This window comes from Roseivirga seohaensis, from assembly GCF_001592945.1.
In the GTDB taxonomy this organism is placed as follows: Bacteria; Bacteroidota; Bacteroidia; order Cytophagales; family Cyclobacteriaceae; genus Roseivirga; species Roseivirga seohaensis.
Genome location: NZ_LRPB01000048.1, coordinates 154,579 through 169,410, shown reverse-complemented (window position 1 = coordinate 169,410; position 14,832 = coordinate 154,579). Strand labels below are relative to the sequence as shown.

Sequence of the window (14,832 nt, the reverse complement as noted above, 5' to 3'; positions counted from 1 at the left end):
TTATGAGCGATTCTAGAAATTTTGTTCTCGGTGTTTTTGATGACGAGGACGTATTATTAAGCGCGGTACGAAAGGTGAGAGGTGCCGGAGTTAAAATTGACGAGGTATATTCTCCATTCCCTGTTCATGGTCTTGATGAAGAATTAGGCTATAAGAGATCTAGACTTCCGATTGCCGCCTTCATGTTCGGTATATTAGGAACTTCATTAGCGCTTACAATGCAGTTTTGGATGCTAGGAGTGGATTGGCCAATGATTATTGGTGGTAAAGACTTTACTCCACTACCAGATTTTATCCCTGTAACTTTTGAACTAACGGTTTTACTCGCTGCTTTTGGTATGGTGGGTACATTCTTCGTAAGTACTGATTTAAAACCATGGAAAGACCCTAAAATGCTTGATTTGAGAATTACAGATGATAAGCATGTAATGGCAATTGATTTAGGTCAAAACAAATCTGTGGATGCTCAAACAATCAATAGCGTATTGAAAGATTCAGGTGCTATTGAAGTGAACGATAAAGAAGTTGAAGACTAAGCTAAAGATGATCATGTTGAATAGATTGAAAGCATTTTTACCACTCATAGCGATCTTTGCTCTGGCTTCTTGTAATGCTAGTGGCGATAACCCAGGTACAGAATATGCACCACAGATGTATCATTCAATACCTTATGAGCCATTAACACAAATCAAGGAAAAGGATAGAGGAGAATGGCTGAGTAATAGAGAAGATGGATTAGGTGAATTTTATAATTCAAATCCAAACAATGCCTATGAACAAAATGTAAAGTTGCCGGTAGCAGGTACTGTAAGAAGAACCGCTGATGGTGTACTTCCTTATCGTTTAGGAAAAGATGACATTGAAGCGGCAAGCCTTGTAGAAAATCCTCTACCTGAAACACCAGAAATTTTGGCAGAAGGTAAAAGACTATATGAATTGTATTGCGACCATTGTCATGGTACAACTGGACAGGCAGATGGGTTGGTATCACCTGTTTTTCAAGGTGTTCCGCCTTATACAGCGCCAGCGCTAAGAAATCTTTCAGAAGGACACATTTTCCATGTAATTACTTATGGAATTAGAAGAATGGGAGCTCACGGTTCTCAAATCAGTCCAGAGAAAAGATGGAAGATTGTAAAGTATGTTAAACAATTGCAACAAAAGTAACCCACAAATTTTTTAGAAAATGGCAAAAGAAAGATTTGAATTTACGACAGGCTTAAAAAAGAAGCTATATCTCGTAGCCATCATTGGGTTTGTATTGTTGCTTGTAGGTGCAATATTCCCTGGCGGTGGTCATGAAGCTGAGGCTGGTGATCATGAAGGAACAGAACAACACGATGCTGGTACTTCTGACGATCATGGAACTAATGCTAGCGATAACCATAGCGGTGCTGATAATGACGGCCACGGTGGAATGATATCTGATGAATCAGGTGAAGATCATGGTGCAGGCGAAGCGGATCACGGTGGCGGATGGTTAAAAAGATTAGGCGTAAACCTTTGGATCAACAATGTTTATTTTGTTGGACTAGGTATCATAGGAATATTCTTCTTTACACTTCAATATGCTTCACAAGCAGGTTGGTCTGCTTTTTTATTGAGAGTTCCGTTGGCGATGGGAAGCTGGTTGCCTTACGCGTTTGTATTGATGATTGTTACTTTCATTATTTTTGGTCATGATATTTTCCACTGGACGCATAGTGATTTGTATAATCAATTCTTAGCAAATGGAGAGTTAAACCCGCATTACGATGCACTAATTGCTGGAAAAAGTAGCTACTTCTTTCTTCCTTTAGAGGGAGGCTCATTCCCGCTTTTCTTTGTGCTTAGAATGGTTGTATTCTTTGCTGTATGGTTCTTCCTATTTAAAAAAATTAAGTCTTTGGCTTTGGCAGAAGATGAATTGGGTGGCGATAGCTATTGGTTCAAAATGAGAAAATTCTCTGCGATCTTCTTGGTATTCTTTGCAGTGAGTTCATCTGTTTCAGCTTGGGATTGGATCATGTCAATTGACGTACACTGGTTCTCTACAATGTTTGGTTGGTATGTATTTGCTAGCTGGTGGGTAACAGGTTTGGCTTTCATTACACTTGTAACAGTGTTATTAAAAGAAGCCGGTTATTTGTCTCAAGTCACTTCAAATCACCTACACGATCTTGGTAAGTTTATCTTCGCATTCAGTATTTTCTGGACGTATGTATGGTTCTCTCAATTCCTATTGATTTACTATGCTAACATTCCTGAAGAGTCAGTATATTTTGTAGAAAGATTATTGAGTGACAAATACGCACCATTCTTCTTCATTAACCTTATTTTGAATTTCATCTTCCCTCTACTTACGTTCATGACGAGAGATGCAAAACGATTGAATGTATTCTTGAAAATCGTTTGTATTGTTATTCTAGGAGGGCACTGGATTGATTTTTACCTAATGGTAACACCAGGTACGCTTGGCGAAAATGGAGCATTTGGTTTTACAGAGATTGGCTTGTTCATGATTTTCGGAGTCGCCTTCTTGTTCGTTACCTTAACTGCCTTATCTAAATCAGCATTAGTGGCTAAAAATCATCCAATGTTAGAAGAGGCAAAACATCATCATATTTAATAAGAGTAAACTAAAGATATGTTCGGGTTTTATATAGTTTTAGCGATTTTCTTAGTACTGGCGATCCTTTTAATGATCTTCAGAGTAAGTAGATTGATCAGTGTTGTTAAAGGTTCTGATGAAAAGTCAGTGACTGGAAGTAACAATGTAAACGCCATATTGATGGTGGTTTTCTTGGTATTGTTCTTTGGCTTAATGGCGTGGTATTCATTTGCCCATTTTGATTCATACGATCCGCCAATAGCATCTGATCATGGTTTAGTAACTGATAAGTTGTTTTGGAGAACAATGTGGATCACAGGAATTGTGTTTGTGATTACACATATATTACTTTTTGTATTTGCTTACAAGTATAGATACAGAGAGAATCATAGAGCCGAATTCTACCCGCATAACAACAAATTAGAGCTTTTGTGGACTGGCGTACCTGCTATTGTATTAACATGGTTAGTAATTTCTGGTTTTGCAGCTTGGTCTGATATTACCAGCAAAGCGCCAGAAGATGCTGAACAAATTGAAATTACAGGTCAACAATTTACATGGTTGATTCGCTATGGCGGAATGGACAATGAAGTTGGAGATTACGATTACCGTTTGATTGATGCTACTAATGATTTGGGCATGGATTTTACGGATAAGGCCAATTTCGATGATTTTAATAACAACTCTATCGTACTTCCTAAAGGGCGACCTGTGTTATTGAAAATTAGAGCTAAGGATGTACTTCATAGTGTTTATATGCCTCATATGAGATTGAAAATGGATGCTGTTCCTGGTATGCCTACTCAATTCTGGTTTGTGCCTAATAAGACCACTGAGGAAATGAGGATTGAGGAAAATAATCCTGATTTCAATTTTGAATTGGCTTGTGCAGAAATTTGTGGTACATCACATTTTGCTATGCGTAGAATTGTGACGGTTTTAGAACCTGAAGAATACGATAAATGGAAAGCAGAGCAGAAATCTTGGTTGTCAAAAAACCCAGATTATATGTCTCAGGTACCTGAGAATTTGAAAGAGTTGGCCGTAGTTACAGCGGGCATTAACGAGTAATTAATAAGACCAATATATTAAGATGGCAACAGCAACACATATTGATGCACACGCGCATGATGATCACGATCACGAGCATCATGAAACGTTCATCACAAAGTATATTTTCTCACTTGACCATAAAACGATTGCCAAGCAATTCCTAATTACAGGTATTATTTGGGCAATTATTGGAGCAGGTTTTTCTGCAATCTTTAGATTGCAGTTGGGATTCCCTGAAGCAGATTTATCTTGGTTAAGACCGCTTTTAGGTAAATGGATTCAACCAGAAGGTAGCTTAGATCCACAATTCTATCTGGCTTTGGTAACTATGCACGGTACCATCATGGTATTCTTTGTATTGACAGCTGGGTTGAGTGGTACATTCAGTAACTTCCTTATTCCGCTTCAAATTGGAGCGAGAGATATGGCTTCTGGCTTTATGAACATGCTTTCTTACTGGTTCTTTTTCCTTTCCAGTGTTATCATGTTTATCTCATTATTCTTAGAAACAGGGCCTGCATCAGGAGGTTGGGTAGTTTATCCACCGCTAAGTGCTTTGCCACAGGCAATGGATGGTTCTGGACTAGGAATGACTTTATGGCTTGTTGCCATTGTGTTCTTTATTGTTTCATCATTGTTGGGAGGTATCAATTATATCACTACAATTATCAACTTAAGAACGAAGGGAATGACCTTCTCTAGGTTACCTCTTACAATTTGGAGTTTCTTCCTAACCGCTGTAATTGGAGTTTTATCTTTCCCAGTTTTATTCGCAGCAGCTTTACTATTAGTATTCGATAGAAGCTTCGGAACATCGTTCTATTTATCTGAAATTTATATTGGAGGAGAAGCACTTCCAAATGTAGGAGGTAGTCCAATTCTATATCAGCATTTATTCTGGTTCTTGGGTCACCCTGAAGTATATATTGTATTGTTACCTGCTTTAGGTATTACATCTGAAATTATCGCAACCAATTCAAGAAAGCCAATCTTTGGTTATAAGGCCATGATTATTTCGATGTTGGGTATTACGGTGCTTTCTTTTGTGGTATGGGCACACCATATGTTCGTTTCGGGCTTGAGTCCATTCTTAGGATCGATCTTCATGTTCTTAACATTGATTATCGCTATACCTTCAGCAGTAAAAGTATTTAACTACCTAACAACACTATGGCGCGGAAATATAGTATTTACGCCTGCTATGCTATTCTCAATAGGATTGGTGTCGGTGTTTATTTCAGGTGGTATTACGGGTATTTTCTTAGGTAACTCAGCAATTGATATTCAATTGCATGATACTTATTTTGTTGTAGCTCACTTCCACTTAGTAATGGGAGCAGCTTCTTCTTTCGGATTACTGGCTGGGGTTTACCATTGGTTCCCTAAAATGTTCGGAAGAATGTTAGATAGAAAATTAGGTTACATCCACTTCTGGTTTACGTTCATTGGTATTTACGCTGTGTTCTTCCCAATGCACTATATTGGAATCGCAGGTTTCCCAAGAAGGTACTATTCGTTTACCAACTTTGATGCCTTCAGTGGATTTACAGACTTGAATGCCTTTATTAGTGTGGCTGCAATTTTGACTTTCTTTGGACAGTTCATCTTCTTATTCAACTTCTTCTACAGCATATTTAGAGGTAAGAAAGCGCCACTTAACCCATGGAAGTCGACTACTTTGGAATGGACAACGCCAAGAGTTGCTGGACACGGCAACTGGCCAGGTGAAATCCCAACGGTATACAGATGGCCTTACGATTACTCTAAGCCAGGTGCCGAGGATGACTTTATTCCTCAAACAGTACCTTTCTCAGAAACTATGGATTCAAATCTTCCGCATGAGAATGATATGATTGCAATTGAGAAAGAGGAGAGCGCTAGCGAGATTGTAGTTGATGGGGCAAAGGGTCACTAACGGACGAGCATTTAGACGATTTTCGGCCGTCACGGTAATTGCCGTATATCTCCTGATTCTTATTGGAGGTATTGTAAGAACCACTGGCTCGGGAATGGGATGTCCAGACTGGCCCAAATGTTTTGGAAGTTGGGTGCCACCAACAGATGTCAGCCAACTTCCATCTGATTACAAAGAAGTTTACGCCCAAGAAAGGGCAGAGAAGAATAAAAGGTTTGTAAGTTACCTTACAGCATTTGGTTTTGACGAGTTGGCCGATCAGATTTTAAACGATCCTGATGTTCTAACTGAGGAAGAGTTTAATGCTACAAAAACACTTACTGAATACATTAACCGCTTAGTGGGGGCGGTTATCGGTCTTTTGATCTTCGGGACATTTATAATGTCTATTCGATACTGGAAAACCGATAGAACCATTACCGTTCTTTCTTTTATTGCATTTGTATTGGTAGGGTTTCAGGGATGGATCGGATCAATTGTAGTGAGTACCAACTTACTACATTGGATGATTACTATTCATATGTTACTCGCTTTGTTAATCGTATGCCTTCTTATCTATGTTTATTATAGATCAAAAAGAGAGGTGCTAAACCTTAATTTGGAAGGAACTGGCAAGTTGCGAGCAGTTTTATTGATTTGCTTTATTGCCACATTGCCTCAAATCGTAATGGGTACACAAGTAAGAGAAAGCATCGACCTTTTAGCAGATCATTTTGCTAGGTCAGAGTGGATATCGAAGCTTGGGATGGAATTCTTAGTGCATCGATCATATTCAATTTTGCTGTTAGGCTTACACCTATATTTGGTTTGGCTTTTAACAATGAAAAAGGATACTCCACAGAAATTGAAGCTTTATGGTGCAATAATGTTACTTATTGTGGGTATAGAGGTGTTGAGTGGTGTTGTGATGGCTTATTTTGGAGTTCCAGCGGCTATACAACCAATACATTTGTTGTTAGGAACAATAATTATAGGAGTACAGTACTATGTGCTGTTGCTTTTAGGAAATAGAAGAGTACAAACTAGTTAACTGAATGATATCAGGTAGTTCTGCAAATATTGGAGTAGGAGAGTTAATCGCTCAAAAAGCCAAGGCTTATTTGGAGTTGGTTAAAATGAGACTATCACTTTTGGTGGCTTTCTCTTCAGCCTTTGGCTATACCTTAGCCATGGGAGGCAATGTTGACTGGACCCAACTGATTTTATTATTTATAGGTGGTTTTTTGGTTTCAGGTGCTTCTTGTACAGTAAACCAAGTAACTGAAAAGGAATTTGATGCGATGATGAAACGCACTCAAAATCGCCCTTTACCTACGAATCGACTTACCAAAAATGAAGCCTTGACATTTGCAGCCATTGTAGCTGTGGCTGGTGTTCTTGTGCTTTATTTTTCTACTAATTTATTAACCACAGGTTTGGCTGTTTTGTCTATGGTGCTGTATAGTTATGTCTATACACCATTGAAAAGAGTAGGGCCAATTGCAGTATTTGTGGGGGCTTTTCCAGGCGCATTACCTCCTTTGTTGGGTTGGGTAGCTGCTACAGGAGCGATTAGCCATGAAGCAATGATTATTTTCGGTATACAGTTTATTTGGCAGTTTCCACATTTTTGGGCAATTGCTTGGGTAGCCGATGAAGATTATAAAAAGGCAGGCTTTAAACTTCTTCCTGTAAAAGGAGAGAAGGATATGAAGACTGCTTTTCAAATAATGACATATACACTATTCTTAATTCCATTGGGTTTATTGCCTACCTATTTTGGCATAACTGGAGTTAATTCTGGAGTAGTGGCCACCATTTGTGGAGTTTTGTTTTTAGCGCAGACGATTAAGTTGATGCGTGATCAATCGAGAAAATCAGCATTGAGAATTATGTTTGGTTCATTTCTCTATTTACCGATCGTGCAGATTGCTTATTTATTGGACATGGTGAAATAATGACAGAGAATTATCAATTTGTAGATAGCCAAGTGGAACAACCACTTTCAATGCATCCAAAGAAGTTTGCGATGTGGTTGTTTATCGTAACTGTGGTAATGATATTTGCAGCATTTACCAGTGCTCATATTGTAAGACAGGCCAGCGGAAATTGGTTGGAATATGATTTACCATCTCTTTTTTGGTCAACCTCTGTGGTCATCATAGTAAGTAGTGGGTTTATGCATTGGGCATACCTTTCTGCAAAAAAGAATGATTTTGTAAAAGTACGAATAGCATTAAGTATCACTTTTGTTCTGGGTATGGCTTTCCTTATTGGTCAGTTTATGGCTTGGGGGCAAATGGTTGATGCAGGTGTGTTCTTTGTAGGTAATCCTGCAGGGAGCTTCTTATACATCTTTACAGGCTTACACGGTCTACATTTAGTGGCCGCTGTGATTTATCTTTTATATCTGTTAATTTCGTCTTTCAAGCTAAAGGTGAACTCTGAAAACATGTTGAACATGGAAATGTGCTCAACTTTTTGGCACTTCTTAGGCGGACTTTGGATATACTTGTTTATATTTTTATTACTTAACCATTAACTAGAACCAATTAACTATGGCTACTACAGCTACAGTCGGCAACAAGAGCTTATGGGCAGGTGGGGTTGCGCCTCTTAAGGCGAGCTATGGAAAACTCATGATGTGGTTTTTCCTGCTTTCAGATGCCTTTACTTTCTCTGGTCTTTTGATCGCATACGCATTTATAAGATGGAGTGCTCCAGCTTATAAAGGAAATCCAGATGACTTCGTGTTTTCTACCGAATATTGGCCAATTCCAGAAAAGGTTTATGATGCCTTTCCAGGAGTACATGGTCAAGAATGGCCGTTAGTCTTTGTAGGTTTAATGACCTTCATTCTAATTCTAAGTTCTGTGACTATGGTTTTAGCTGTAGAAGCTGGTCAGAGAATGGATAAGAAGGGCGTGGTTAAATGGATGCTTTGGACTATTATTGGTGGTATTGCATTCTTAAGTTGCCAAGCTTGGGAATGGGCTCACTTTATATCAGGAAGTGGTGTTGCCACTATCGGAGACGTTTTTATAAACGGCAGATGGGTAGAGGACTATGAAATTATGGGCGCAGGTTTGAGCTTCAATCAATACGGACCGCCTGCTTTTGCTGCGCTATTCTTCTTTATTACTGGTTTCCACGGTTTCCACGTATTATCTGGAGTAGTCATCAATATTATTACTTTCTTTAATGCAGCCAATGGTATGTATGAAAAGAGAGGTCATTACGAAATGATTGAAAAAGTTGGTTTGTATTGGCACTTTGTAGATCTAGTTTGGGTCTTCGTTTTCACTTTCTTCTATTTGATCTAAGGACATTTATATACTATGGAACAAACATCAAACGTGGTTGTACAACCAGTAGATAAGAATAAAATTCGCGGTATTTGGAAGATTGCAGGTATACTTGCGATCATCACCGCTATCGAATATGTATTTGCATTCACAATGGATGCAGGCTTACTTAGAAATGTGATTTTCGTAGGTCTTACTATTCTTAAGGCTTTTTACATCGTAAGTGAATTTATGCACTTAGGACACGAAGTGAAAGGCTTAATATATTCAGTAATACTACCTATGATTTTCATCGTATGGCTTATTGTAGCGCTTGTAGAGTTAGAAGGCGGTGCGGTAAAAAGTAGCAGAGGAATTGTGGATTATAATCCAGCTAGTTCCGAGCAAGTCGATGATAGTCATTAGTGATAAGAGCTATATCTAATAATATTATAGAATCAGACTGAGCAATTGGTCTGATTTTTTGTTGATCAGAGTATTATGAAGAATAAGAAAGGCATATACTTATTTCTGTTGATTTTATTACCAGCACTTATCTTTCTCTTTCTGAAAGGTTTTGGGGAAAATAAATTTCAAATTCCAATCTATTATTCTAATGGAATTGGAGATACTTTGCGTCAAGTAACCTGCTTAGAAAGAAATACCGACCAATACATAGTAAAAAGTCCAGAGCTAGAAATGGGAATCACAAAAGTGGTTCATTTTGAAAGGATGGACGGCCCAGTGTTAAAAACTAGATTGGAAGAGCTAGAAAAAGTACAGGACGTGTTTTATAACAATCCAGACATTCAAATGATGTCGTATCTTAATCAAGCCTCAATCCAAACCGATGCAATTACGGGTTATAATCAGCGGGTCACATTTATGGATCAGTTCTGGCACTTCAAAGAGCTTGATTCAACTAGCTGGTCTAATTTAAAGTATTGTGGTATGGTAATGTCAGACCTCGACAATAGAGTAGTTTTGGTAGATGCTAAGAATAGAATTCGAGGCTACTATAATATTATGGAGAGAGAAGAAACTGATAGGCTAATACTTGAGTTAAGGATTTTACAAACCATAGATTTGGAAAATGAATAAAGTTGATTTGAAGCAAAAAAGATCAATGCTTTGGATAAAGGTTTTATCCGTAGCCATTCCGTTGGCCGTAGCAGTGCTATTGGGGCTGCCACAAAAGCTTGATTTAGGAGATTGGGTGTATAGCCTTCCTCATGTAATCGGGGTAATCAACACGCTTACATCGCTCTGTTTAATTTTTGCGTTAATTGCTATTAAGGCAAAAAAGAACGTAGGTCTGCATAGAAAATTTAACACTGCTGCACTTGTTTTAGGTGCACTGTTTTTACTCTGCTATGTAACTTATCATGCTTCTGCAACTTCAACTACATTTGGAGGAGAAGGCGCAATAAAATCAGTTTATTACTTTTTCCTGATTAGCCATATTGTATTATCAATAGGAGTAGTTCCTTTGGTGCTTTTAGCCTTTTTCTACGCTTGGAGCAATATGATTGATAAGCATAAGAAAATTGTGAAGTACACTTATCCAATTTGGTTGTATGTTTCTGTAACAGGGGTTATCGTTTATTTAATGATTAGTCCTTATTATCAGTTTTAGTATAAAACCTTTAACTTTGACGCATCATGAGAAGAGTTAAACAAATTATCTTATCGGCAATTTTGCTAACTGTTTTTAATGTTACTGCGCATGCTCAGTGTGCTATGTGTAGAGGGACTTTAGAATCTTCTGTGGCAGGTGGTGATACAACCACCGCATCTAATTTAAACATAGGTATACTCTACCTTTTTGTCGCACCTTATATCCTTTTTGCGGTGTTGGGCTACTTTTGGTATAGAACTAGCAAACGTAATGGTCAAAAGAACAAAGCTCTCAGCAGTATTACAGGCTAGATGCCCCCAGTGCCGTGAAGGCAAACTATTTATATCTAAAGCTTATAACCTTCGGAAATTCCTTATCATGAAAAAGGAATGTGACTGTTGTGGTGTAAGGTTTGAAAAAGAACCACGCTTTTTCGATGGAGCAATGTACATTAGTTACGCAATGTCTGTAGGCCTCTTTTTAGTTAGTGCATTTATTATTTACAATACAATTGAAGACGCCAATGAGAATACTTACCTCATTGCTATTATTACCGAGGTAATTTTGCTCTACCCTCTGATGTATCGCTACAGCCGCGTTTTCTATCTTTATGCCTTTGGAGGTTTTAAGTACTCTCCTAAACAAAATAATTAGTACTTTAAGCCTGTTCTAAAAGAATAGCAAAAGGATTGTTGGCAAAACAGAGAAAACTCGAATTTCAGAAGCACAGGTACTTTTTACTGTGCATTGGTATATTGGCTCTAACGCTGATTATCGATGAAGTGATTTTTTCGGACAGAAAGAGGAGAGTAGAACCCCAAGAAACCATTTCTGCCAATATAAAGGCGCAACTTTCAATTCTAGACCAAGAAGTAAGGTCTGTTGAAAACAAAGCCATAGTAGACCTAAGCAGGCTTTTCAATCGATTAGAGGTAAGTGGTGAGTTTCCAATTTTTATTTATGAAAATGGAGAAGTAATCTATTGGTCCACCAACCGTTTTGTTCCCAAATACGGAACTCTAGAAGGCCTATTCCAATACCGTTATTTAGAAATAGGAAACGATAAATTCATAGTAAAGAAGACGACCATTAATAGTGCCCAAAACAGAATTGTAGAGATTTATGGTTTTCTTCCGCTCAAGTCGGATGTTCCAATATCAGAAAATTTTGCCAATACAGGACTTAATCAGAAAATCTTCGGCAAATCATATTATGATTTAAGCGCAGATGAGAGCTTGCCTGAAACTAATCGAATTTTCTCACAGCAAGGTGTTTACCTTTTTTCATTTACAGGAACTGATTTAATGAAAATCGATTACCCTGTTTACTCTACAATTATTATTTTAATGTTCGCGCTGAGTATATTTTTCTATGTGCGATCGGCATTTTTTTATTCGGCTTTGCTCAACGATAGAGGCAAGCCTGTCTATGCATTAGGTTTACTTGCACTAATGTTCTTTGCTTTAAGGGCACTCATGATCCGTTATGAACTGCCTTATAGTGTACGTTCCTATGGTTTATTCGATCCTGTGCATTTTGCCGCAAGTTATTTTGAACCCTCATTAGGCGACCTTCTACTTAATCAGATCAGCCTTTTGGTGGTAGTGGTGTATGGCTTTTTAAATTTTCACGATAGAAATGAGGGAACCCAGTACGACTGGAAATTCTTTGGAATACTGGCCTTATCCATGTTCTCTTTTTATTATCTCACTTATGAACTCCATTCCATGCTTAGCAATTCGCAATGGAAGCTGGATATCGCCAAAGACAATAATCTAACAATCTATAAGCTCATCAACTACTTTGTGATTTTCATACAAGGAGTGATGTTCTTTTTGCTGACCCAACTGGCAGCAACAAGGTTTATTAACTTGAAAAATAAAGCTCCTTTTCAAGTTAGTTTGGCCATCGTTTTAGTTGCTTCATTGGTATTAGGCTGGATTTTAAAGGAAAGTCTATTTGCCTATTTGGCCATTTACATTATTTACTTGGTGTTGATTGTCCGTTTGAAATTTCCGTCTGAGATCAAAAGGCTTAGTTATAACACCTTCCTCTATTTCTTTACAGCATCTTTCGCAGTGGCCTTGGTAAGTACCTTGGTTTTGGGGGAAGATATTAAAAAAGTGGACAGGCAAGATAAAGTGAGCATTGCCACAGAATTGCTCACCAGCAAAGATGAAACCGCAGAATACCTGCTTGGCGAAGCGAAAAGGAAGATTGAAGATGATATACTTATTCAAACGAATATTTCAAGTGTTTTTTCGCCAAAACAGTTAATCCGACAAAGGATACGGAGGTCATACTTGGGGGAATATTTCGATAAGTATGATATTGAAATTATGTTGTTCAACGGTTCTGGCCGCCCTATAAATAACTCCAATTCTAACGATTACTCAACGTATAACCTATATAGCCAAGACCAGTACCGAACCGATCAAGAAGGTGTCTATTTTTTAAGTTTTCGCTTTCCTACTATATCCAATCACTACTATGTGTTTATGGATATTGAGCGCTACAATACAGTGGTGGGACATATAATAATCCAGTTGGTTAAAAAGGAACAATTGAACAACAGTATTCTTCCTCGTTTGCTTTTTGATGAAAGTAGTAATGTGGCGAATAACGGTCATTTCGATTACGCCTTATTTCAAAATGGTGTAATGGTAAGTAATGTTGGTGATTTTAATTTTGCTAAAGACTTTCCGAGTAACTGGAAAGATAATCCAGAGTTGTTTGGTAAAGGCTTGTTAGTGAGTGGTTATACACATTTAGCCGTTCAGGGTAGAGACGCTACTGAGTATTTTATTATCAGTAGCCCTGTTTATCCTACTCGCTTTATGATTACCAATTTCTCGTTATTCTTCCTCTTTATTGTTGGAATGATCATCTTGGTTTTCTTAGCCAGTGCTTTGTTTTATAACCTTAGAAAACGAACGGTAACCATTGCCGCCAAAGTTCAAATTCTGCTGAATTTTGCGTTCTTCCTTCCGCTTATTATTGTAAGTATTGTAGTGTTAAGATTGGTAAATGAAACGGTAAGAAAGAATATTGAAGAGAATTATTTAGAAGTGGCCGAAAGTGCGGGTTCAAACCTAACAGTTACGTTAAAGGAGTTTTTAGATAGCCAAAGCGAGAACAACGAAACCTTAGAGAATAGGGTAGGAGAAATCAGCCAATATTCTAGAGCAGACATCAATTTATTCAACGACAAAGGAGTATTGGTAGCCACCAATCAGCGAATGATTTTTGAAAATCAAATTCTCTCTCCCTTCGTGAACCCTAAAGCCATGGCCGAAATTATTGAAAATCGGTCAAGTGAAAAATTGTATACAGAAAGAGTGGGCGAATTAGAGTATCAATCTACGTATGTTGGAATAAGGTCTCAGAACAATGAATTATTGGGCATTTTGAGTATGCCGTTTTTTGAGTCGCAAACACAACTCAAGAGGCAGCAAACCGATATTATTTCCAATATTCTTAATTCATTTACTTTCATTTTTATAGTGTTTGTATTGCTGTCGTTTTTGGCATCAAAAATCATTACTTATCCTTTTACTTACCTTACCAAAAGAATTAAGGCTACCACTTTTTCCAATATTAATGAGCCTTTGGAATGGAGTGCTGAAGATGAAATTGGGCTGATGGTACGTGAGTACAACCGCATGTTGGTGAACTTGGAAAGAAGTAAAAAGGAGTTGGCCATGAGCGAAAAAGAAAGTGCTTGGCGTGAAATGGCGCAGCAAGTAGCACATGAGATTAAGAATCCACTCACTCCGATGAAACTCAAATTACAGCATCTGAAAAGATTGCTCACCGAGGGTAAAGGGCTGAACCAAGATTTCAATAAACCAATTGATAGTATTTTAAATCAAGTCGAATCACTAAGCGATATAGCAACTTCCTTTTCATCTTTCGCAAAAATGCCCGTTCCAAGAAACGAAAGGCTGGATTTGGCGGATTCATTACGTAAAGTAGTACGCCTGTTCAAGGCCGATGACGATGTGGAAATCATTCCGAATATTCCTCGAAACCCCGTTTGGATTGAAGGAGACGCTAATTTGTTGGGTAGAATTTTTAATAATCTTATTCTGAATGCGCTACAAGCTATGCCAGAAGGGCGCGTGGCAAAGCTCGAAATCAGCCTAGAGGAAACCCATTCTAAAGCGATTATTAGCGTAAAGGATAATGGTTTTGGAATTCCAGAGGAGATTCAAGACAAAATTTTTATCCCTAAATTTAGTACCAAGGTTGAAGGCTCTGGAATCGGTTTGGCCATTGCCAAACGAGGGGTAGAGCATGCAGGAGGGAGTATATGGTTCGAAACTGTGGCAGACGTGGGTACCACATTCTTCTTAGAGTTTCCATTAAGCGATTAATAGTGTTGCGTGGCTTA

The 14,832-nt window shown here is 38.1% G+C and carries 15 protein-coding genes; all 15 read left to right on the top strand.

Annotated features, from left to right (window positions below; all coding sequences use genetic code 11):
- Positions 1–2: 2 nt before the first annotated feature.
- The 15 genes from AWW67_RS15285 (at position 3) to AWW67_RS15215 (ending at position 14,815) form a co-directional block, all read left to right on the top strand.
- Complete coding sequence (locus AWW67_RS15285) at positions 3–536, top strand: DUF3341 domain-containing protein (RefSeq protein WP_053224395.1); 534 nt, start codon at positions 3–5, stop codon at positions 534–536.
- A 13-nt stretch (positions 537–549) separates the two neighbouring features.
- Positions 550–1,167: a c-type cytochrome gene (locus tag AWW67_RS15280; protein ID WP_245620826.1), complete on the top strand. Its 618-nt coding sequence runs from the start codon at positions 550–552 to the stop codon at positions 1,165–1,167.
- 19 nt (positions 1,168–1,186) lie between these two features.
- The gene (locus tag AWW67_RS15275; protein ID WP_062302790.1) at positions 1,187–2,608 is read left to right on the top strand and encodes a hypothetical protein; all 1,422 of its coding nucleotides are present in this window, start codon (positions 1,187–1,189) and stop codon (positions 2,606–2,608) included.
- 18 nt (positions 2,609–2,626) lie between these two features.
- Positions 2,627–3,661 carry a cytochrome c oxidase subunit II gene (locus tag AWW67_RS15270; RefSeq protein ID WP_062302789.1) on the top strand — a complete coding sequence of 345 codons (1,035 nt, stop codon included), beginning with the start codon at positions 2,627–2,629 and terminating at the stop codon, positions 3,659–3,661.
- A gap of 22 nt (positions 3,662–3,683) precedes the next feature.
- On the top strand, positions 3,684–5,558 hold the full coding sequence (locus tag AWW67_RS15265) for a cytochrome c oxidase subunit I (protein WP_053224391.1): 1,875 nt from the start codon (positions 3,684–3,686) through the stop codon (positions 5,556–5,558).
- Entirely contained in the window at positions 5,539–6,588 is a 1,050-nt protein-coding gene (locus AWW67_RS15260; protein WP_062302788.1) for a COX15/CtaA family protein, read from the top strand. Before AWW67_RS15265 ends, AWW67_RS15260 begins: the two co-directional genes overlap by 20 nt.
- Positions 6,589–6,592: 4 nt before the next feature.
- A complete protein-coding gene (gene cyoE, locus AWW67_RS15255; protein WP_062302786.1) occupies positions 6,593–7,495 on the top strand; it encodes a heme o synthase in 903 nt (300 codons plus the stop codon).
- Positions 7,495–8,079, top strand: a complete 585-nt coding sequence (locus AWW67_RS15250) for a cytochrome c oxidase subunit 3 (protein ID WP_053224388.1) — start codon at positions 7,495–7,497, stop codon at positions 8,077–8,079. The genes cyoE and AWW67_RS15250 overlap by 1 nt, the downstream gene beginning before the upstream one ends.
- Positions 8,080–8,095: 16 nt before the next feature.
- Complete coding sequence (locus tag AWW67_RS15245; protein WP_053224387.1) at positions 8,096–8,860, top strand: cytochrome c oxidase subunit 3; 765 nt, start codon at positions 8,096–8,098, stop codon at positions 8,858–8,860.
- 33 nt (positions 8,861–8,893) lie between these two features.
- Positions 8,894–9,247, top strand: coding sequence for a cytochrome C oxidase subunit IV family protein (locus tag AWW67_RS15240; RefSeq protein WP_311316225.1), 354 nt, complete (start codon positions 8,894–8,896; stop codon positions 9,245–9,247).
- 75 nt (positions 9,248–9,322) lie between these two features.
- Positions 9,323–9,922: a hypothetical protein gene (locus AWW67_RS15235; protein WP_062302783.1), complete on the top strand. Its 600-nt coding sequence runs from the start codon at positions 9,323–9,325 to the stop codon at positions 9,920–9,922.
- A gap of 25 nt (positions 9,923–9,947) precedes the next feature.
- The gene (locus AWW67_RS15230) at positions 9,948–10,457 is read left to right on the top strand and encodes a DUF420 domain-containing protein (protein WP_260311483.1); all 510 of its coding nucleotides are present in this window, start codon (positions 9,948–9,950) and stop codon (positions 10,455–10,457) included.
- A 26-nt stretch (positions 10,458–10,483) separates the two neighbouring features.
- Positions 10,484–10,750 (top strand): CAMCR motif-containing small membrane protein, encoded by a 267-nt coding sequence (locus tag AWW67_RS15225; protein WP_053224383.1) that lies wholly within the window; start codon positions 10,484–10,486, stop codon positions 10,748–10,750.
- Positions 10,710–11,093 carry a DUF983 domain-containing protein gene (locus AWW67_RS15220; protein ID WP_071387154.1) on the top strand — a complete coding sequence of 128 codons (384 nt, stop codon included), beginning with the start codon at positions 10,710–10,712 and terminating at the stop codon, positions 11,091–11,093. Before AWW67_RS15225 ends, AWW67_RS15220 begins: the two co-directional genes overlap by 41 nt.
- A 38-nt stretch (positions 11,094–11,131) precedes the next feature.
- On the top strand, positions 11,132–14,815 hold the full coding sequence (locus AWW67_RS15215) for a sensor histidine kinase (RefSeq protein WP_141655475.1): 3,684 nt from the start codon (positions 11,132–11,134) through the stop codon (positions 14,813–14,815).
- The last annotated feature ends 17 nt before the right edge of the window (positions 14,816–14,832 follow it).